Annotated in this window: 19 protein-coding genes; 9 read left to right on the top strand and 10 right to left on the bottom strand. The window is 62.6% G+C overall.

Annotated elements, in window-relative coordinates; translation table 11 throughout:
- Positions 1 to 19: 19 nt before the first annotated feature.
- Positions 20 to 532, top strand: coding sequence for a GNAT family N-acetyltransferase (locus C6558_RS00825; RefSeq protein ID WP_225906193.1), 513 nt, complete (start codon positions 20 to 22; stop codon positions 530 to 532).
- Between the two features lie 370 nt (positions 533 to 902).
- Here the strand turns inward: C6558_RS00825 and lepA are convergent, their stop codons facing one another.
- Positions 903 to 2,729, bottom strand: coding sequence for a translation elongation factor 4 (gene lepA, locus C6558_RS00830; RefSeq protein ID WP_371412227.1), 1,827 nt, complete (start codon positions 2,727 to 2,729; stop codon positions 903 to 905).
- An 81-nt stretch (positions 2,730 to 2,810) separates the two neighbouring features.
- Entirely contained in the window at positions 2,811 to 4,052 is a 1,242-nt protein-coding gene (locus C6558_RS00835; protein ID WP_025425531.1) for an MFS transporter, read from the bottom strand.
- 208 nt (positions 4,053 to 4,260) lie between these two features.
- On the opposite strand from C6558_RS00835, the gene C6558_RS00840 reads away from it, so the two are divergent.
- The 4 genes from C6558_RS00840 (at position 4,261) to C6558_RS00855 (ending at position 7,128) form a co-directional block, all read left to right on the top strand.
- Positions 4,261 to 4,839 carry a helix-turn-helix domain-containing protein gene (locus C6558_RS00840; RefSeq protein ID WP_025425532.1) on the top strand — a complete coding sequence of 193 codons (579 nt, stop codon included), beginning with the start codon at positions 4,261 to 4,263 and terminating at the stop codon, positions 4,837 to 4,839.
- A gap of 2 nt (positions 4,840 to 4,841) precedes the next feature.
- Positions 4,842 to 5,369, top strand: a complete 528-nt coding sequence (locus C6558_RS00845) for a GNAT family N-acetyltransferase (RefSeq protein WP_025425533.1) — start codon at positions 4,842 to 4,844, stop codon at positions 5,367 to 5,369.
- Positions 5,370 to 5,609: 240 nt separating this feature from the next.
- Positions 5,610 to 6,635 (top strand): histone deacetylase family protein, encoded by a 1,026-nt coding sequence (locus C6558_RS00850; RefSeq protein WP_025425534.1) that lies wholly within the window; start codon positions 5,610 to 5,612, stop codon positions 6,633 to 6,635.
- 139 nt (positions 6,636 to 6,774) lie between these two features.
- Positions 6,775 to 7,128: an antibiotic biosynthesis monooxygenase gene (locus tag C6558_RS00855; protein WP_107026814.1), complete on the top strand. Its 354-nt coding sequence runs from the start codon at positions 6,775 to 6,777 to the stop codon at positions 7,126 to 7,128.
- A 186-nt stretch (positions 7,129 to 7,314) separates the two neighbouring features.
- On the opposite strand, the gene C6558_RS00860 is transcribed toward C6558_RS00855, so the two are convergent.
- Entirely contained in the window at positions 7,315 to 7,953 is a 639-nt protein-coding gene (locus tag C6558_RS00860) for an exopolysaccharide biosynthesis protein (RefSeq protein WP_025425536.1), read from the bottom strand.
- Positions 7,954 to 8,159: 206 nt separating this feature from the next.
- On the opposite strand from C6558_RS00860, the gene C6558_RS00865 reads away from it, so the two are divergent.
- A complete protein-coding gene (locus C6558_RS00865; protein WP_025425537.1) occupies positions 8,160 to 8,825 on the top strand; it encodes an OmpA family protein in 666 nt (221 codons plus the stop codon).
- 85 nt (positions 8,826 to 8,910) lie between these two features.
- Here C6558_RS00865 and C6558_RS00870 read toward each other — a convergent pair whose 3' ends face one another.
- From C6558_RS00870 to epmA, 6 genes are all read right to left on the bottom strand, one after another.
- Complete coding sequence (locus tag C6558_RS00870; protein ID WP_107026815.1) at positions 8,911 to 9,726, bottom strand: class I SAM-dependent methyltransferase; 816 nt, start codon at positions 9,724 to 9,726, stop codon at positions 8,911 to 8,913.
- A gap of 153 nt (positions 9,727 to 9,879) precedes the next feature.
- Positions 9,880 to 11,322 carry an MFS transporter gene (locus C6558_RS00875; RefSeq protein WP_081788828.1) on the bottom strand — a complete coding sequence of 481 codons (1,443 nt, stop codon included), beginning with the start codon at positions 11,320 to 11,322 and terminating at the stop codon, positions 9,880 to 9,882.
- Between the two features lie 202 nt (positions 11,323 to 11,524).
- Positions 11,525 to 12,418, bottom strand: coding sequence for an RNA polymerase sigma factor SigJ (sigJ, locus tag C6558_RS00880; RefSeq protein ID WP_025425540.1), 894 nt, complete (start codon positions 12,416 to 12,418; stop codon positions 11,525 to 11,527).
- A 1-nt stretch (position 12,419) separates the two neighbouring features.
- Complete coding sequence (locus C6558_RS41370; protein ID WP_255569777.1) at positions 12,420 to 12,545, bottom strand: hypothetical protein; 126 nt, start codon at positions 12,543 to 12,545, stop codon at positions 12,420 to 12,422.
- Between the two features lie 80 nt (positions 12,546 to 12,625).
- On the bottom strand, positions 12,626 to 13,678 hold the full coding sequence (locus C6558_RS00885; RefSeq protein WP_025425541.1) for a lysine-2,3-aminomutase-like protein: 1,053 nt from the start codon (positions 13,676 to 13,678) through the stop codon (positions 12,626 to 12,628).
- A complete protein-coding gene (gene epmA / locus C6558_RS00890) occupies positions 13,675 to 14,727 on the bottom strand; it encodes an EF-P lysine aminoacylase EpmA (RefSeq protein WP_025425542.1) in 1,053 nt (350 codons plus the stop codon). Before epmA ends, C6558_RS00885 begins: the two co-directional genes overlap by 4 nt.
- Positions 14,728 to 14,904: 177 nt before the next feature.
- Between epmA and efp the strand changes: the two genes are divergently transcribed.
- Positions 14,905 to 15,474, top strand: a complete 570-nt coding sequence (gene efp, locus C6558_RS00895) for an elongation factor P (protein ID WP_025425543.1) — start codon at positions 14,905 to 14,907, stop codon at positions 15,472 to 15,474.
- 297 nt (positions 15,475 to 15,771) lie between these two features.
- Positions 15,772 to 17,013 (top strand): cyclopropane-fatty-acyl-phospholipid synthase family protein, encoded by a 1,242-nt coding sequence (locus C6558_RS00900; RefSeq protein WP_025425544.1) that lies wholly within the window; start codon positions 15,772 to 15,774, stop codon positions 17,011 to 17,013.
- Positions 17,014 to 17,042: 29 nt separating this feature from the next.
- Here the strand turns inward: C6558_RS00900 and C6558_RS00905 are convergent, their stop codons facing one another.
- Positions 17,043 to 17,852 (bottom strand): YiiX/YebB-like N1pC/P60 family cysteine hydrolase, encoded by an 810-nt coding sequence (locus C6558_RS00905; protein WP_038575805.1) that lies wholly within the window; start codon positions 17,850 to 17,852, stop codon positions 17,043 to 17,045.
- Between the two features lie 162 nt (positions 17,853 to 18,014).
- Here C6558_RS00905 and mbfA point away from each other — a divergent pair, with 162 nt between their 5' ends.
- On the top strand, positions 18,015 to 18,998 hold the full coding sequence (gene mbfA / locus C6558_RS00910; RefSeq protein WP_025425545.1) for an iron exporter MbfA: 984 nt from the start codon (positions 18,015 to 18,017) through the stop codon (positions 18,996 to 18,998).
- Positions 18,999 to 19,039: the final 41 nt, after the last annotated feature.

A 19,039-nucleotide genomic window follows, 5' to 3' on the forward strand; every position in this document is an offset into this window, starting at 1 on the left:
TTCAAAAGAGAGGTTTTTGATGGTCGACCAGATGACAACAATCAAGGTGCGTCCGACAACGCCTGCCGACGTGCCGGCGCTCTGCGCCTTCCTCAACGAGATCATCCGGATCGGCGGCACGACTGCCAATGAGACGCCGTTCACACTCGAAAGTTTTACCGCGCACTACCTCGCCGGCCCGGGCTTCGTCAGCTGCTTCGTTGCCGAAGATGTCGACGGCCGCCCTTGCGCGTTCCAGGCACTGGAACGCTACGACGGATTGCCGGAAGGCTGGGCCGATATCGGCACGTTCTCCCGCCCTGATGCCAAGGTGCGCGGCGCCGGCTCGGCGCTCTTTGCGGCCACGAGGGACAATGCCCGTGCGCTGGGCCTCACCGCGATCAACGCCACCATCCGCGCCGACAACACGGGCGGCCTTGCTTATTACGGCAAGATGGGTTTCGTCGATTACAAGGTGGACAAGGCGGTGCCGCTCAAGAGCGGCCTTCCGGTGGATCGCATCTCGAAGCGGTATCTGCTCACTGAGAGCTGAAGACGGCTGGTGGTCGGTGGTGGCCTCGGGTCAAGCCCGAGGATGACGGCGGTCGGGTGTGAGGCTGAACAGAAATCAGCTCTGCTTTGCAGCCTCCCCGTGGGCGACTGCCCCGAGATCCGTTGCTGGCCAGGACCACCTCCCACTGTCATCCTCGGGCTTGACCCGAGGATCCATGGACGAGCTCTGCCCCGCTGCCGGGCCATGCTGACATCGTCACGAACTGCAAAGAGGCGATCGTTATTTCGAGATTTTGCAGGTGGATCCTCGGCTCAAGTCCGAGGACGGAGACGCCGTCAGCGAACGTCTGCAAGCAAGGGCGTGGCGTCAGGCTCTCCCCTTCGCCACGCACGTCATTGGTGTCTGACGCTTATTCGTCGCCCATCTTGAGCGCGGCGATGAAGGCTTCCTGCGGGATCTCCACCTTGCCGAACTGGCGCATGCGCTTCTTGCCGGCCTTCTGTTTTTCCAGAAGCTTGCGCTTGCGGGTGGCGTCGCCGCCGTAGCACTTCGCCGTCACGTCCTTGCGGAGCGCCGAGATGGTCTCGCGGGCAATGACGTTGCCGCCGATCGCCGCCTGGATCGGGATCTTGAACATGTGCTTCGGGATCAGCTCCTTGAGCTTCTCGCACATTTCGCGACCGCGCTTTTCGGCCGCCATCCGGTGCACCATCATCGACAGCGCGTCGACCGGCTCGCCGTTGACGAGGATCGACATCTTCACAAGGTTGCCTTCCTTGTGGTCGGTGATCTGGTAGTCGAACGAGGCATAGCCCTTGGAGATCGACTTCAGGCGGTCGTAGAAGTCGAACACGACTTCGTTGAGCGGCAGGTCGTAGGTCAGCATCGCGCGGGTGCCGACATAGGTCAGCTCGATCTGAATGCCGCGCCGGTCCTGGCAGAGCTTCAGAATGCCGCCGAGATAGTCGTCGGGCGTCAGGATCGTCGCGCGGATCCACGGCTCGTGGATCTCGGCGATCTTGACGACGTCGGGCATGTCGGCCGGGTTGTGCAGCTCGCGCTCCGAACCGTCGGTCATGAACAGCTTGTAGACGACCGAAGGCGCCGTCGCGATCAGGTCGAGGTCGAACTCGCGCTCCAGGCGCTCCTGGATGATTTCAAGGTGCAGGAGCCCGAGGAAGCCGCAGCGGAAACCGAAGCCGAGCGCGGCCGACGATTCCATTTCGAACGAGAACGACGCGTCGTTGAGGCGCAGCTTGCCCATCGCCGAACGCAGGTCCTCGAAATCGGCGGCATCGACCGGGAACAGGCCGCAGAACACCACCGGCTGCGCCGGCTTGAAGCCCGGCAGGGCCTTGGCGGTCGGGCGCTTGTCCTCGGTGATGGTGTCGCCGACGCGGGTATCGGCCACTTCCTTGATCGAAGCGGTGATGAAACCGATCTCGCCCGGGCCGAGCGCGTCCATGGCCACCATCTTCGGCGTCAGCACGCCGACGCGTTCGATCGTGTACTTGGCGTCGGTGCCCATCATGCGGATGGTCATGCCCTTCTTCAGGGTGCCGTCGATGATACGCACGAGAACCATGACGCCGAGATAGGCGTCGTACCAGCTGTCGACCAGCAGCGCCTTCAGCGGTGCGGTATCGCCGCCCTCGCTCTTCGGCGCCGGCAGCTTGGTGACGATCGCTTCGAGAACATCGGGAATGCCGAGGCCCGTCTTGGCCGAGATCAGAACGGCTTCGGAGGCGTCGATGCCGATCACTTCCTCGATCTGTTCCTTGATCCGCTCCGGCTCGGCGGCGGGAAGGTCGATCTTGTTGAGCACGGTGACGAGCTCGTGATTGTTGTCGATCGCCTGGTAGACGTTGGCGAGCGTCTGGGCTTCCACCCCTTGGCTCGCATCGACGACCAGCAGCGAACCTTCGCAGGCCGACAGCGAACGCGAGACTTCATAGGCGAAGTCGACGTGGCCGGGCGTGTCGATGAGGTTCAGCACGTAGGTTTCGCCGTCATTGGCCTTGTAGTGCAGACGCACGGTCTGGGCCTTGATGGTGATGCCGCGCTCGCGCTCGATATCCATGCTGTCGAGCACCTGCTCGGACATTTCCCGCTCGGCAAGGCCGCCCGTCGACTGGATCAGTCGGTCGGCCAGCGTCGATTTGCCGTGGTCGATATGGGCCACGATCGAGAAGTTACGGATATGCGACAGGGGCGTCTTGGAAGATGTTGTGCTCATGGGCCGCATATAGCAGTGCCTTCAAGCCGCGCAAAGCGGGAAATGAAGGCTTCGTTCACTATAAATGAGGGGCTGCGGCGGCTATTCGGTTCTGGCATCCGCGTCGATCAGCGCGCCGGCATTCGGCACCTGCGCGCTCTTCAGTTCGAAGGTCTCGCGCTCGCCGGCGGGTACCTCGTCGCGTTTCCTGAGGCGTATCAGCACGAACAGCGCATAGAGCGCCGCAACGACCATCGCCGCATAGATGAAAGTACGCGGCCCGAACACCGGCGTCAGCAGCGTGACGAGCATCGGCACCAGGGTTGCCGCCGCCGACCAGGCGACCAGCATGGTGCTGGCGAGCGGCACGAAATCCGCCGGATCAGTGCGGTCGTTGGCATGTGCGTTGGCGATGGAATAGACGGTCTCGACCGCACCGGCGAACAGCGCGAAGACCACCATCAGCATGAGAAGATTGCTGAAGGTCGCCGAGAGCGCGAAGAAGCCGGCGGTAACGATCAGCAGGCAGGTGGCGATCAGCACCAGCCGGCGGTCGATCCGGTCTGATAGCGTGCCCATCGGATACTGGATGGCGATCAGCCCGAGCTGCATCACGAACATCAGGTTGGCAACGTCGCCCTGGCTCACCTGATTGGCGGCCGCATAGATCGGCGTGAAGCCCTGTACCACCATCGAAAGACCGCCAGCGGCAAGCACGCCGATGAAGGCGACAGGTGAGCTGCGCCAGACCATCGGGATATCGATGCTGACCTTGGCCGGCGCCGGCGGTGTGGGCAGGCGCGTCAGGCCGATCGGCAGGATGGCAAGTGCCGTGAAGAAGATGGTGATGAGCGGCGGCAGGTTACCGTCGACGGGGATCTGTCCGAACAGCCAGGCGCCGGTGCCAAGCCCGATCACGTAGGCCATGTAGAACATCGCCATCGCCCTGCCGCGCCAGTGGTTGTCGCTCGCATGATTGAGCCAGCTCTGACTGATGATGAAATTGGTGTTTCCGGCAGCACCGTAAAGGCCGCGGGCGAGCACCCAGAGGATCGGGTGCATGCCGAGACTGATCGTCAGCGCCGAAAGGATGACCAGCGCCATCGAGCAGGAAAACGCCCGGGCATGGCCGACGCGGCGGATCATCGGTCCGGCGATCACGCAGCCGACAAGCCCGCCGAAGGCAATCATGGTGACGGCGGCGCCCGGCACCCAGTCCGGCGCATCGGACCGGGTCAGCACGAAAGGCACATAGGCGAGCATCATGCCGTTGCCGATCGCCACAGCCGTCATCGACATGACGATGCTGGCAATCGACGTCAGCGAGGAGGGTTGCTTGTCCATGTCGTGCCGGTCCGTTTCATCAGCCGTGACGGCCTGTTTCGTGAGGTCGTGCTAAATTATTGAGCGGGAACGTTTTTTCGCTCAGGATGCCCGTTGCGGACCTTAGCCGAAAGCGCGTTGTCGCAATGTCGCCAAAGCGGCATTGTCAGCCTTTATTTTCAGTTCCCGAGGTCTTGACTCTATTATATGAGAAATGTAATCTCAAATAATGGAAATCACCGGCGACCCACTCGAACAAGCCATCGGCGAACGCGTCCGTTCGCTGAGGGCCGAGCAGAACCTGACACTTGACGATCTGGCGACGCGGTCCGGCGTCAGCCGGGCCATGATCTCGCGCATCGAGCGCGGCGAGGTGAGCCCGACGGCGCAACTGCTCGCCAAGCTTTGCAGCGCCCTCTCGACTACGCTGTCGGCGCTCTTTGCCTTTGACGGCCAGCAGGCTTCGCCGGTTGCACGGCGCGCCGATCAAAGACTTTGGCGGGATCCGGAATCCGGCTATCTGCGCCGCTCGGTCTCGCCTGATGGTGTCGGCTCGCCGGTCGATATCGTCGAGGTCGAGTTCCCGCCGGGCGCGCGCGTCGTCTTCGAACGCCAACCGGCCGATCGGGGCATTACGCAGCACCTCTGGCTTTTCTCCGGCCGGCTCGAACTGACCATGGAATCCGGGTCGCATGTGCTTGAAGCCGGCGACTGCCTGTTCATGGGGCTCGAGCAGGGCCACGTCTTTCACAATCCCCATGATGAGCCGGCTCACTATGCCGTCGTCCTTTGCCGAACCAGGGTTTGACCATGCCTGACATCACGATCCGCCTGCTCAACGAAGCCGAAACCCGTTCCGCCATGCCGGCGCTTGCCGAGGTGCTCTCCGATTGCGTCGAGGGCGGCGCATCCGTCGGTTTCATGCAGCCCTATCCGCCGGAGGCGGCGTTGCCCTACTGGGATGGCGTCGCCAATGCGGTTGCCGCCGATGAAACGCTGCTGATAGTTGCCGAAGACGAGGGGCGGATCGTCGGCACGGTCCAGGTCGGCGTGGCGCAGATGCCCAACCAGCCGCATCGCGGCGATCTGAAGAAGCTGCTCGTCCATCGCGCCGCCCGCGGCAAGGGCGTCGCCCGGCTGCTGATGCAGGCCGTCGAACGGGAGGCGGCGGCACGCGGCAAGGTGCTGCTTGTGCTCGACACGGCAACCGGCAGCGAGGCGGAGGCGATCTATCCACGCCTTGGATGGGAACGCGTCGGCGTCATTCCCGATTACGCCATGTGGCCGGAGGGCGGCCTGTGCGCCACGACGCTTTTCTACAAGCGCATCGCGGCGTAGGGGGATCGCCGCTCCCTCGGATGCCCCTCCTTCAGTGTCGCTGCCCCTCACCCCAGCCCTCTCCCCGCTTGCGGGGAGAGGGGGGACTGGAGTTTGCCGCGCGTCTCCTTCGCCTCGCTTGCGGGGAGAAGGTGGCCGGCAGGCCGGATGAGGGGCGCCCGCTGAGGTAGCCAACGGCCCGAACCCTGCGCTAGCTTGCCGACGCTTCGCTCGCTTCACGAACTCAACCGGGACATTGCCATGCGCGTTTTCTATTCCGAAGATCACAAGCTCCGTGAGGCCAGGACAGAACTCTTCGGTGGCGAACTGGTGGCGCCGTTCGAGGCGCCGTTTCGTGCCGAATGGATTTTGGCGGCGGTGAAGGAGGCTGGCTTTGCCGATGTGGTTGCGCCCACGCATCACGGCCTGGAAACGGCCCTCAAGCTCCACGCGGCCGACTATCTCGACTTTCTCGAAACCGCCTGGGCGCGCTGGGTCGCTGACGGTTATCGCGGCGAAGCGATCCCGACGTGCTTCCCGGCGCGCCGGATGCGCCAGCACCCGCCCAAGGATATCGACGGCGCGCTCGGCTATTACGCCTTTGCCGCGGAAACATCGATCACTGAAGGCACCTACGTCGCCGCGCGCGCGGCGATGAATTGCGCGCTTTCGGCTGCCGAGCATGTGGACGCCGGCAACACGGCCGCCTTTGCGCTTTGCCGCCCGCCCGGCCATCACGCGGCGATCGATCTCTATGGCGGCTACTCCTTCATCAACAACGCCGCCTGCGCCGCCCAGCGGCTACGCGATCTCGGTGCTGCCAGGGTCGCAGTGCTCGATGTCGACTTCCATCATGGCAACGGCACGCAGGACATCTTCTATGGACGCGGCGACGTCTACTTCGCCTCGCTGCATGGCGATCCCGTCGACGCTTTCCCGTACTTTCTCGGCTTTGCCGATGAAGAGGGGGCTGGCGAAGGCCTCGGCACCACGAAGAACTATCCCCTGCCGCGCGGCACGGCCTATTCGGCCTGGTCGGCCGCGATGGACGATGCACTTCATCGCATCGAGACCTTCGGCGCCGAGGCGCTGGTGGTTTCGCTCGGCGTCGACACGTTCGAGCGCGATCCGATTTCGTCGTTCAAGCTGAAGTCGGAGGATTATCTGCGCATGGGCGAGAGGTTGAAGAGGACGGGCCTGCCGGTCGTCGTCTGCATGGAGGGCGGCTACGGTGTGCCCGAAATCGGCCTCAACGTCGCCAATGTGCTCAAGGGCATTGCTACCTGAGCCTACTCCGGCCGTCAGGCAGCCGCAGATTTCTCACGAACCCCTGTTGACCTCAACTTTACTTGAGGTCGTACGAGTGTTCCTGCCCGTCGCCGAATGGCCGCCGACGGGATTTGAAGGGATACTCAAGGAGAGTTCAATGAGCAGCAATACAAAGGCGGGTATCGTCGCACCGCTCTATCGTATCAACAAGTTTGCGGTGCCGACCGCCGCACGGACGCAGTTTCTGGAACTGGTGGAAAAGACCCTCGAAGTGATCCGCAGCCAGGACGGCTACGTCAAGGACCTGTTCCTCGAGCAGCATGCGGGCCCGGGAAAGTTCAACTTCTGCACCATGATCGAATTCGAAAGCGAAGAGGTCGCGCCGAAGGTTGCAGCAGCGATCGGCGCGTTCGATAGAAGCCTCAACATCGATCGTGCGGCGCTGATGGAAAAGCTCGGGGTTGAGGCCGATTCCGCCAGCTACAAGAGCTTCCAGGCGACATCGGCATGAGATCGCGCCGTTCCGGCTACTGCTTAATTGCTTAAATCGAATCCGATTTAAGGATAAAATTATGCAGCAAGTTTAAAGCGATACAGCGTCCTTTGCGCGTCATATTTGACGCACGGCGCTGTAGCCGGCCGGACTCGCGACCGGCGCGTCGATGACGACGCGTCAGGTTCACGATGGCGATACGTTTTAAGAAACGAAGAAGTTGGATAGGCCCTGGCCGGCCGCAACTGCCATATAGGCGAGGACGGTGAAGTAGACCGTGGTTGCGATCAGGAAGAGATAGCCGCCAGCGACCATCAGTCCGTCGCGCTGGATGATGCCGAGCGACAGGAGCAGGATGGCGATGCCCGGCAGCGTGTTCGATAGCGGAATGAGGCCGAGCGGAAACATCAGCAGCACGCCTCCGGCCATGATCATCAGGCCGTTGAAGCGGTTCATCAGTGCGCCTTGCGTCAGGAAGCCGAAGCGCGGCCTGACGAAGCGATCGAGCTTGGAGACAAGCGCTGCCCCCTTCTGCAGCGTCGGCACCAGTTTTTCGGTTTCGATCTGCCGGTCGAGGATGCGCTGCGGCATCCAGGGCAGGCGGTTGAGGGTAATCGAAATCGAGATCAGGATGATGGCGGCGCCGAAAACGGTACTGACGCCGGGAATGGAGACCGGCAGCAGAAACGGCAGCGTCAGCAGCGCGCACAGCAAGAGAAAGCCCTGTTCGCCGATGCCCGTCATCAGGTCGCGAAGCGTGATGGTGTTGCCGCGAATCGACCCGATCATCCCGTTGAGCGTGTCGCTGAGACTGCGTTGCGTATCGCCAAACTCGATTGCCATCAGATAGTCCGCCTCGATTTTCCTCGAACGCGCTTGTTATCAAGAGCGTGTGAAGGATCGGTTAGTATCCGGCCCTGTCATGACGATGACTGTGGCCGTGGCGCCATTTGTCGCCAAACAATGGCATCAGTGGGACGTCTCTTCATCTTCCTGCCGCAATCGCTAGTATGAAGCACCTTTGAGCACGAATGGGGACCATTGATTCTATGATCAAGAAATGCGCCATACTGGCTGTAGCGGCCATCTATCTCTCGGGATGCACGACCACCGATCCCTATACGGGTGAGCAGAAGATGTCGAACACCGCCGGCGGCGCGCTGATCGGCGCGGGTCTCGGTGCAGCGACCGGCCTTCTTGTCGGCGGCAGTGCTGCGGGACGGCGTGATGCCGCTCTCGTCGGTGCCGGTATCGGCGCGCTCGGCGGTGGCTTGGTCGGCAACTACATGGACAGCCAGGAAGCGGAACTGCGCGCCCAGCTGCAGGGTACCGGTGTTTCCGTTACCCGCGCAGGCGACCGCATCATCCTGAACATGCCGTCGAACATCACCTTCGCCACCGACCGCGACCAGGTAATCCCAGCCTTCTACGACACGCTGAACTCCGTGGCGATCGTGCTGCGCAAGTTCAACAAGACGCTGATCGACGTCGACGGCCACACCGATTCGACCGGCAGCGCCTCCTACAACCAGGGCCTTTCCGAGCGTCGCGCAGCCTCAGTTGCCAATTATCTGGCAAGCCAGGGCGTCGACCAGCGCCGCATGGCCACCATGGGCTTCGGCCAGGAACGGCCGATCGCCTCCAACGGCAGCGAGGCCGGCCGGGCGCAGAACCGCCGCGTCGAAATCTCGATCGCGCCGATCAAGCAGGGCTGATAGGTCTCTGCGATACCTTGATATAGAAGGGCCGCACCGGGAACAGTGCGGCCCTTCGTCGATCGGACGTCCCGTCGCCGTACTGCTAAAAGCGGTAGCGCAAAAGCCGCCCCATCCGCTGCAGCATGGGCATGACGCTGAAGATCTGGATGGCGATGCGCGCGGCCGCTGACATTCTTTCTATCTGGCTCGGATCGTAGTCGCTGACCTCCTCCAGCAGACTGAGGCCCGGCACCTGCCGCTCCAGCATGCGTGGATCGTCGATGCCCCAGCGAAGCGCAGCACCGGTGGCGCGGATGGCGGGGTTGAAGCGCAGCAATTGAATGCCCAGGTGGCTATAGCCGTCGAAGACGACCTCGCCCGCCGGCAGGCGTTCCAGCAGACGCCGAAGCAGATCGTAGACGTCCTCTGCCGCAAGGTAGGGCAGGACGCCTTCGGCGACGACGATCGCCGGCGCGTCATCCGGTATCGCCGCAAGCCATCCCGCCTCCGTCACCGAAGATGCGATCTGTGTATAGTTGGCGCGATCCGGATAGAGCGTGCGGCGCAACGTCATCACATCGGGAAAATCGACGTCGAACCACCGCACCTCGTCGGGCGGATCGACGCGGAAAACGCGGGAATCGAGGCCGCAGCCGAGATGCAGCACAGTTGCATCCGGGTGCCTGGTGACGAAAGCCCGTGTCCACTGGTCGAGGAGATAGGCGCGCATGGCGATCCCGATCGTCATGTCGTGGCCGACGTCGAGATGCTGCGCAGCTTGCCCGAGACGACGCATGGCATCGGCGGCGAATTGGTCGCGCAGCAGGGAATCGGGACGCGCGCTTTCGGCGGCCTTTGCCTGCAGCGTGATCAGCAGTGTTTCTTGCGCGCCACTCAGGCCGATCCCGTCGGCATCCATCGTTTCCTCCCCACAGCGCCGCGCGTCAAATATGACGCACAAAGGATGCTGTAGCGCTTTAAACGTGCTGCATAATTTCATCCTTAAATCGGATCCGATTTACGGAATTATGCAGGAGGCACGGCCTCGGAAACGGTGGCACGTATCCGCTGCCTAGTCGTCGGCTGCCTTCACCGCACGCGCCCGACGGACGCGCCTCGCCGTCAGCATCGCCAGTGCCGGTGCCAGCGCGAACAGCCAGAAAAGCCACTGCGTCGCGCGGGCAACGCCGTCGGTGGTGCTTGCTTCGATACCCGCCAGATTGGCGGTCAGGCCGGCAAGGGCAGCACCCAGTGCGGCGGCAAAAAGCTGCACGGTGGTGATCGAGCTCGATGCCTTCTCTTCCTCGCCCTGTGGTGCCAGTTCGTAGACGGCCGTCACGATATGCGGCCAGGCGAAACCCATGCCGAAACCGACCGCCATGATACCGGCGGAAAGCGGTGCGGAGATCGCGGCAAACCCGGTGCCGGCCATCGGCATGAACATGGCGATCAGCGCCAGGCCGGCAAGGCCGAAGGCCGGTCCGGCGAAGATCGTGCGCTGCGCCCTGTCGCCGTGCCAGTGCGCGCTGGTCATCGATCCGGCGGTCCAGCCGATCGACATCAGTGCGGCGATGTAGCCGGCAACCAGCGGCGACAGCCCATGCAATTCCTGCAGCAGATACGGTACGTAGATCTCCGGCTGCATGCCGATCATCAACAGCGTGATCGTAGCATAAAGCGCTGCCAGCGGGGAGGTTATGGTGAAGCTGCTGCTCGGCAGCAGCTTGCCGGCAGCCCGGCGTTCGACGACGAGAAGCACTGCGAACATGAGGATGGCCGCGCCGACCGAGGCGAGCTGTTCGCCCGATGTGGACAGGGTGCTTGCGATCGAAAGAGCCAGAACGATGCCGACCAGAAGCAGCAGTTGCACGACCGGCAGCGGCGTGCGATTTCCTTCGGACGAAGCGTTGCGCGGCAACGTCCAGAAGGCGAGTGCTGCCAGAAGTGCCGTCAGCGGCAGCAGCGACCAGAAGGCGGCGCGCCAGGTGGCGAATTCCGCAAACATGCCGCCAACAGCCGGGCCGATAAGCGTTGCCGTGCCCCAGGTCGCCGAGATCAGGCCGATGGCACGGGTCCAGAGCGCCGGCGCAAACACCAGGCGGATGACGCCATAGGCGAGCGCATAGAGCAGGCCGCCGCCAAAGCCCTGGATCGCCCGGCCGCCAAGCAGCACCAGCATATCGGGAGCGGAGGCGCACATGAGCGTGCCGAGGCCGAAGACGAGCGCGCCGATCGCATAGGCCGAGCCGGCGCCGACGACGGCAAGCAAGCGGGCCGAGAGTGCTGCGCCGAGGATGGATGCGGCCACGAAGACGGTGGTGCTCCAGGCGTAATATTCGAGCCCGCCGATCTCGCGCACGATCGACGGCATGATCGTCGTTACGACATAGATGTTGAGCGCATGGAGAGCTACGCCGCCGCTCAGCACGACGGAATGGATGGCGTTTTCGCCCGACAGCAGAGCGAGCCAGCCGCTGTCGGCTTTTTCAGCGGGTCTGGATGTCTTGTCGAGCATATGTGTGCACCTTTTCCTGTCGCCTCACGACTGCCGGGCAAGTAACGCGCCGTGCATCGTTGCGCGGCCGCGTCGGGCTTGCCCCGTCGGCGCCGATAGAGCACTCCCGTTTCAAATGGAGTTTTGGAGCGGCTCTATCCTATTGTTTTTACGCATTTCCTGACGGAAAAGCGCTTCGCATTTTTCGTGGAAATGTTCTGATTCAGTGGACGACGGCATCACCGAGATGGGTGAGCTTGTCCGGATTGCGAACGATGAAGATGTCGTTGACGTTTCCGTCGCCGTCATAGCCGAAGGAAACGCTGGCGGCGATATCATTTTCGGTCTCGCCCCGGAGCACAATGCCGCGGCCGCCGTTGATATCGGCAACGTCCCAGACATAGTGCGCCCAGTATTCGGTCAGCCGGTCGGCGATGAAGGCAAGCACGGTTTGCTTGCCCGAGAGCACGCCGAGCACCGTCGCCACCTTGCCGCCGCCATCGGCCGTCAGTCGTACGTCGGCGGAAAGCAGGCTCGAAAGGCTGGCAATATTGCCGCCGTGGATCGCCGTGTGGAAAGCCGACAGCAACTCGTCCTGGCGTTCGCGCGGCGTCTGGTGACGGCTCTTCTCCACGCCGATATTGGTCTTGGCGCGCGACACCAGCTTGCGTGCGGCCGCCTCCTGCATGTCGAGCGTTTCAGCCACCTCCTCATAGGGCTGGCCGAAGATTTCATGCAGCAGATAGGCAGCCCTTTCCTTCGGCGTCAGCCGCTCCAGCATCAAGAGGAAGGCGGTGGTCAGCGACGAGGTCAGTGCCAGCTTCTCCTCGGCATTGTCGTCGCTTGCCGTGTGGATCGGCTCCGGCAGCCAGGCACCGACATAGTCGACACGCTTGCGGTGTGCCGCCTTCAAGAGGTCGAGGCAGCGGCGGGTGCAGGCGGTCGTCAGCCAAGCGGCCGGGCTTTCGATCGCCAATTGATCGGCCTCCTGCCACTTCACGAACGTGTCCTGCACCGCGTCTTCCGCGTCCGCGCGCGAACCAAGGATCCGGTAAGCCAGACCGAGAAGGCGGGGACGCGCCTCCTCGAAAATTGCCGTGCTGTTTGCGCCGCCCATCTCAATGCCTCGATATCTGTTTGGTCCGGTCAATGCTGTCCTGGTCGATCGTCTTGCGTCCGCCGGCAAGCGCGCCGAGCCCGTCGGGGATTTTCTGCTCGTAACGGACGGTTTTCATATCGGTCATGATTACAACTCCGTCGATCGTTGCTCATGACCAACTGACGATTGGCTTCCGGCCGCTGTGACGCCGTCTTGAAATTTTTCTCAGATTTTTGGCGGGTAGGCGTGCTCTTTGCCGCGGAAGTCGGTCACGGTGTAGCAACCGCCGCCGTCCGCAGCGATCGATGCCGCGCTGATCACCGTCTTGCCGTGACCGCCGGGAATGTCGAGGATATAGGTCGGCTGGCAGAGGCCAGAGACCCGGCCGCGCAAGGACGCGACGAGTGCCTGGCCCTCCTCGATCGAGAGCCGGAAGTGGCTGGTGCCGGGTGCCAGATCCGGGTGGTGCAGATAGTAGGGCTTGATCCGGGTTTCGACGAAGGCGCGCATCAGTGCGGCAAGCACGTCCGCATCGTCATTGACGCCTTTCAGCAGCACCGACTGGCTGACCATGACGACGCCGGCATCGATCAGCCGGGCCGAGGCGTCGCGCGCTTCCTGTGTCAGTTCACGCGGATGGTTGGCGTGCAGCGCCACATAGGTCGCCTTGCCGCTGGCCTTGAGGGCTGAAACGAGATCGGCGTTGATGCGCTCGGGCTCGACCACCGGTACGCGGGTGTGGAAGCGCACGATCTTGACATGGGCGATCGGCTTCAGCCGCTCCATGATTTCGGTGAGGCGGCGCGGCGAAAGCACCAGCGGGTCGCCACCGGTGAGAATGACCTCCCAGATCTCGTCATGTTCGGCGATATAGGCGATCGCCGCATCGAGTTCGGCGGGTGTCAGCGTACCCAGTCCCTGCGGTCCGACCATTTCGCGGCGAAAGCAGAAGCGGCAATATACCGGGCAGACATGCACGGCCTTCAAAAGCACCCGGTCGGGATAGCGATGCACGATGCCGGCGACCGGGCTGTGCGCCTTGTCGCCGATCGGATCTTCGCGCTCTTCCGGCAGCAGCGTCAGCTCGGCGGCATCGGGTACGAACTGGCGGGCAATCGGATCGTTCGGGTCGTTGCGGTCGATCAGCTTGGCGATAGCAGGACTGATGGCGACCGCGTAGCGCTCGGCGACCTGCGAAACGACGGTTTGCTGTGACGGTTCGATAAGGCCGGCATCAACCAATTCGCCGGCTGTCTTGATCGGCCGGTGAACGTTCATGATGCCGTCTCCGCCACCGGTGCCCAGAGCACCTGGTCGATGCGCGACGCACCGGTCGCCAGCATGACCAGCCGGTCGAAGCCGAGCGCGATGCCGCTCGCCTCGGGCATGATGGCGAGCGCTGCCAGAAAATCCTCGTCGAGCGGATAGGTCTCGCCATAGACGCGGGCCTTCTCCGTCATTTCCATCTCGAAACGACGGCGCTGCTCGGCCGCATCGGTCAGTTCGCCAAAGGCATTGGCGAGTTCGACGCCGCAGGCATAGAGCTCGAAGCGCTCGGCAACGCGGCGGTCGCGCGCGGTCGGCCGGGCAAGGGCTGCTTCAGCGACCGGATATTCATCGAGGATCGTCGCGCGGCCAAAGCCGAGATGCGGTTCGACCTTTTCGACAAGCACGCGGCTGAACAGGTCGGCCCAGTTATCGTCGGCGGCGACCCGCAGCCCGGCCGATACCATCGCGCTAGCAAGCGCGTCCCGGTCCGTTTCTCCGTTGGAGGCGATCGAAGCGAGCAGGTCGATTTTCGCAAAACGCTTGAAGGCTTCGGCCACCGCCAGCCGTTCGGGCTCGGCGAAGGGGTCGCAGGTGCGGCCCTGGAAGGTGAACTGACTGACGCCGGTCGTCTGTGCCGCGAGCGTCAGGATCTCGGCGCAGTCGCGCATCAGCGTCTCGTAGGTCTCACCGGCGCGGTACCATTCGAGCATGGTGAATTCCGGATGGTGCAGCGGCCCACGCTCGCGGTTGCGATAGACATGGGCAAAGCAGGCGATGCGCTTTTCACCGGCAGCGATGAGCTTCTTGCAGGCAAACTCCGGCGAGGTGTGCAGATAGAACGGATCGGCGGAGCCGTCATGGTTGAGCGCCTGGGTGGCAAAGGCGTGCAGATGGGCTTCGTTGCCCGGTGAGACCTGCAGCGTCGCGGTATCGACCTCGATGAAGTCGCGCTCGTCGAAAAACCGGCGCAGCGCCGACTGGATCCGGTTGCGTCCGAGAAGAAACGGGCGCCGGTCGGCATGGACGTGCGGCGTCCACCAGGGTGAGGCATGCGACATGGTCGTTCGATCCAGGCTTTCTTCGCGCCCTAGGCTATCTTCGCGTCAATGCCGGCGCAGGCTGGCTATTTGCACGAAATTAGGGTAGTGGCGGCGCGATATCATAATTTTCGCGTCTTTCGGGGCCGGCTTTCCCGGCGCGCCGTGTCGCGCATACCTCTGTTACAAGGAAGACTAATGGTCAAGGTCATCGCTTCATCTGTCCGCAAGGGCAACGTTCTCGACGTTGACGGCAAGCTCTATGTCGTTCTTACCGCGCAGAACTTCCATCCGGGCAAGGGCACGCCGGTCACCCAGGTCGACATGCGCCGCATTTCCGACGGCGTGAAGGTCTCCGAACGCTACCGCACGACCGAACAGGTCGAGCGCGCCTTCGTCGAAGACCGCGAGCACACCTTCCTTTATGAAGATGGCGAAGGCTTCCACTTCATGAACCCGGAAAGCTACGACCAGCTGGTCATGACCACTGACGACATCGGCGACCTCAAGGCCTACCTGCAGGAAGGCATGGCCTGCATTCTTTCGATCCACGAAGGCCTGGCGATCGCCATCGACCTGCCGCGCCACGTGACGCTCGAAATCACCGAGACCGAGCCGGTCGTCAAGGGCCAGACGGCATCGTCGTCCTACAAGCCGGCTATTCTGTCGAACGGCGTTCGCACGCTCGTGCCGCCGCATATCCAGGCTGGCACCCGCGTCATCATCGCGACCGAAGACGGCTCCTATGTCGAGCGCGCCAAGGACTGACACGCTCAAGCACTGACGATCGAGCGATCGCATCGAACGGGGACGGCAGGTTCAACCTGCCGTCCCCGTTGTCGTTTCTACTGCTGGGCTCCTTCGACCGTTGGTGTTTCAGGGGCAAAACCAGGCAGCAAGTTCAAAGCGTTACAGCGTCCTCGGCGCGTCACCGGATGCGCGACGCCGCAGAGCCCGGAAGCTGTGGCAGAGATCGGATAAGCAACCGCAAATTTAGGGGGAGCATTTCGAAAAACGGGTGCTAGGATGCCGGCGCTACGACGTTTCCGCCATGAGAGGGCCCGCATGTTTCCATTGTCGCATATGATGAAGTCGTTCATTCGCAAGGGTCGCCTGACGGTGATCGACGCTGATGGCAGGAGGCATGTCTTCTCCGGCGAGCCCGGGCCTGAAGTCACCATGCGGCTCACCGACAAGAAGCTCTATCGCAGCCTTGTCTTCAATGCGGAGCTGGCGGCTGGCGAGGCCTACATGGACGGTACCATGCGCTTCGAGGAAGGCTCGACGCTCAAGGATTTCCTGACGCTGTTTTCGATCAACCGGCTCTCGCTCGGCTCCTACCCGATCCAGAAGGTGCTGCGCGCGATAAAGATGCGCTTCCGCAAGCGCCAGCAGGCAAATCCCAAGGGCAAGGCGCAGGAGAACGTCGCCCATCACTACGATCTCGGCAACGACTTCTACAAGTTGTTCCTCGACGAGAACATGCTCTATTCCTGCGCCTATTTCCGCGAGCCGAACGAGAGCCTGGAAAAAGCCCAGCGCAACAAGCTGCGGCTGCTCGCCTCCAAGCTCTGCCTGGAGCCGGGCATGAAGGTGCTCGATATCGGTTCCGGCTGGGGCGATCTGGCGATGTACCTGGCGAAACTCGAAAACGTCGAGGTTCTGGGTGTGACGCTTTCCAAGGAGCAGCAGGCGCTGTCTTCGCAACGCGCACAGGCGGCCGGGCTCGCCGATCGTGTTCGCTTCGAACTGAAAGACTATCGGGATGTGCAGGGACCGTTCGATCGCATCGTTTCGGTCGGCATGTTCGAGCATGTCGGTGTGAATCACTACGACGAGTTTTTCAAGAAACTCAATGCGCTGATGCCGGATGACGGCGTTGCGGTGCTGCATTCGATCGGCCACATGAGCCCGCCCGGCATGGCGAGCGCCTGGCTGCGCAAATACATCTTCCCCGGCGCCTATTCGCCGGCACTTTCGGAGGTCTTCGACGTCGTCGAGCGCAACAGCCTTTGGGTCACCGATCTAGAGTTCCTGCGCGTGCACTATGCCACGACGCTGGCGCATTGGGGGGAGCGGTTCGAGGCAAACCGCGACAAGGTGATCGCGATGTATGACGAGCGCTTTGCCCGCATGTGGGAGTTCTATCTGATCAGTGCCGAAATGATGTTCCGCACCGGCAGCCAGCTGGTCTTCCACATGCAGCTGTCGCGCTCGCGTGACGCAGCACCGATCGTGCGCGATTACATCACCGACCGCCAGCGCGACTTCATGGCCCGCGAGCACGCGCTCGACCTCAACATCTGACCGGCCCCATTTGACCGGCATCGTGCCGGTCAATCTCCGTTCCAGCGCAGCCGCTTGTAGTCGAAGCCGAATTCGAGTGTCGGCTTGACGATCGAGAAGAACGGCGAGAGATCGAAGTCGCGCGGGGTATAGAGCGAATAGTGGCGGATATGCAGGATCTCTTCGCGTGAATAGGTGGAGGCGGCCGACGCGCGCCCAGGCGCGCGCGTGACCTCCGGCAGGATCGGATAGCGGATCTGCTCGAAGGCTTCGGCAATCAGCGTCGAGCAGATCGCCCGCGTCGGATCGCCTGAACCAAGCGCCAGCAGGCGACGACGCCAGCGCACGGGCACCGGCGGTGCCGGCATGAAATAGCGCAGCATATCCAGAATGTTCTTCAGGTCGTATTTCATGCCGAGCCGGGCGATCATGAAGCCGACCAGCGCGGTACGATCGTCGGGCGTCAGCGCCACCGGTCGGCAGATGCGCGTGTTGAACGATGCATATTTCTTCAGCGGCACCGCGACGCAACCTTCGCCGATATTCACCTCGATCAGTTGAGGCCTTTCGATCACCGGCAGGGTCGCCTGGTCGAGCGTCAGCGGCATCTCGTCGCCGACGAAAAATGCCGCGTGCGACCAGGTGGATTGCGTCAGGTATTTGATCGCGGCGGAAACCTTCTGGTTGCCTTCGATCAAGAGGACGTCGCCCGGACGCAGCGTGCGCGCCAGCGTTTCCGGGTCGGATGGCGTGTAGGGTTCGTAGCCAAGGGTCTGCGTCTGCAACCTTGCGGCCATACGGGCGCCGAGCCGGTCCAGAAACGTATCCTTGCTTTCCGAAAGCGGGTAGATGGTCCTCATGGAGGCGATTGCTCCAGCCGCGGGAAGGGGATTCGCATGCGCCTGCATGGTGGCCGAGCCGCGACACTCTGTCGAGTGATTGTCGCGTGATTGCATGGCTTTGACCTTGACGCACATTCCCGGGGTTTCTATTTAGAATTATTCTAAAGAAGGTTTTCAACGATGTTTTCCCGTCTCTTCTCCCGCTCCAAGCGTCCGTTTCTCTCCCTCAACGAACAGGAAATCCTGGCACTGGCGATCTCGTCGGAGGAGGACGATGGACGCATCTATCTCGCCTATGCGGATGCGTTGAGAGAGAAATATCCGCACTCGGCAAAAGTGTTCGAAGAAATGGCGGAGGAGGAGAGCCATCATCGGCAATGGCTGATCGACATGCACGTACAGCGCTTCGGCAACCGGATCCCGCTGATCCGCCGCGAGCATGTCCGCGACTTCCCCGATCGCAAGCCTGAGTGGCTGATCGCCGAAATGCCGATCGAGAAGGCGCGGGCGGAAGCCGAGGCAATGGAGGAGACGGCGCACCGCTTCTATGTCGAGGCGGCGGCGCGCACCCAGGATGCGGCGACGCGCAAGCTGCTGGGCGACCTGGCAATCGCGGAAAAAACGCACGAATCGCTCGCCCGCAGGCTCGGTGAAAAGCACACACCGGACGATGTTCGCGAGGAGGAGGAGCAGACGGCGCGCCGACAGTTCATCCTGACCTACGTTCAGCCGGGGCTGGCTGGGCTGATGGATGGCTCGGTTTCGACGCTCGCACCGATCTTTGCTGCTGCCTTTGCGACACAGGATACCTGGCAGACCTTCCTCGTCGGCCTGTCGGCCTCGGTCGGCGCTGGTATTTCCATGGGCTTCACAGAGGCGGCCCATGATGACGGCAAGCTGTCGGGCCGCGGTTCGCCGATCAAGCGCGGCCTCGCATCGGGCATCATGACCGCGCTCGGCGGTCTAGGGCACGCACTGCCCTATCTCATTCCGCATTTCTGGACGGCGACGATCACGGCCGCAGTCGTCGTCTTCTTCGAGCTTTGGGCAATCGCGTTCATTCAGAACCGCTACATGGAAACGCCGTTCCTGCGCGCCGCATTCCAGGTTGTGCTGGGCGGCGGCCTAGTGCTGGCAGCGGGCATCCTGATCGGTAATGCCTGATCGGGCGTGCAGCGTTTGAAACGAAAAAAGGGCCGGTTTGA

Origin of the sequence: Ensifer sp. NM-2 (assembly GCF_003024455.1) — a bacterium.
Taxonomy (GTDB): Bacteria; Pseudomonadota; Alphaproteobacteria; order Rhizobiales; family Rhizobiaceae; genus Ensifer; species Ensifer canadensis.

Coding starts and splice junctions, on each gene's coding strand:
- C6558_RS00825 (WP_225906193.1), top strand. CDS start 20: ATGGTCGACCAGATGACAACAATCAAGGTGCGTCCGACAACGCCTGCC.
- lepA (WP_371412227.1), bottom strand. CDS start 2,729: ATGAGCACAACATCTTCCAAGACGCCCCTGTCGCATATCCGTAACTTC.
- C6558_RS00835 (WP_025425531.1), bottom strand. CDS start 4,052: ATGGACAAGCAACCCTCCTCGCTGACGTCGATTGCCAGCATCGTCATG.
- C6558_RS00840 (WP_025425532.1), top strand. CDS start 4,261: ATGGAAATCACCGGCGACCCACTCGAACAAGCCATCGGCGAACGCGTC.
- C6558_RS00845 (WP_025425533.1), top strand. CDS start 4,842: ATGCCTGACATCACGATCCGCCTGCTCAACGAAGCCGAAACCCGTTCC.
- C6558_RS00850 (WP_025425534.1), top strand. CDS start 5,610: ATGCGCGTTTTCTATTCCGAAGATCACAAGCTCCGTGAGGCCAGGACA.
- C6558_RS00855 (WP_107026814.1), top strand. CDS start 6,775: ATGAGCAGCAATACAAAGGCGGGTATCGTCGCACCGCTCTATCGTATC.
- C6558_RS00860 (WP_025425536.1), bottom strand. CDS start 7,953: ATGGCAATCGAGTTTGGCGATACGCAACGCAGTCTCAGCGACACGCTC.
- C6558_RS00865 (WP_025425537.1), top strand. CDS start 8,160: ATGATCAAGAAATGCGCCATACTGGCTGTAGCGGCCATCTATCTCTCG.
- C6558_RS00870 (WP_107026815.1), bottom strand. CDS start 9,726: ATGGATGCCGACGGGATCGGCCTGAGTGGCGCGCAAGAAACACTGCTG.
- C6558_RS00875 (WP_081788828.1), bottom strand. CDS start 11,322: ATGCTCGACAAGACATCCAGACCCGCTGAAAAAGCCGACAGCGGCTGG.
- sigJ (WP_025425540.1), bottom strand. CDS start 12,418: ATGGGCGGCGCAAACAGCACGGCAATTTTCGAGGAGGCGCGTCCCCGC.
- C6558_RS41370 (WP_255569777.1), bottom strand. CDS start 12,545: ATGACCGATATGAAAACCGTCCGTTACGAGCAGAAAATCCCCGACGGG.
- C6558_RS00885 (WP_025425541.1), bottom strand. CDS start 13,678: ATGAACGTTCACCGGCCGATCAAGACAGCCGGCGAATTGGTTGATGCC.
- epmA (WP_025425542.1), bottom strand. CDS start 14,727: ATGTCGCATGCCTCACCCTGGTGGACGCCGCACGTCCATGCCGACCGG.
- efp (WP_025425543.1), top strand. CDS start 14,905: ATGGTCAAGGTCATCGCTTCATCTGTCCGCAAGGGCAACGTTCTCGAC.
- C6558_RS00900 (WP_025425544.1), top strand. CDS start 15,772: ATGTTTCCATTGTCGCATATGATGAAGTCGTTCATTCGCAAGGGTCGC.
- C6558_RS00905 (WP_038575805.1), bottom strand. CDS start 17,852: ATGAGGACCATCTACCCGCTTTCGGAAAGCAAGGATACGTTTCTGGAC.
- mbfA (WP_025425545.1), top strand. CDS start 18,015: ATGTTTTCCCGTCTCTTCTCCCGCTCCAAGCGTCCGTTTCTCTCCCTC.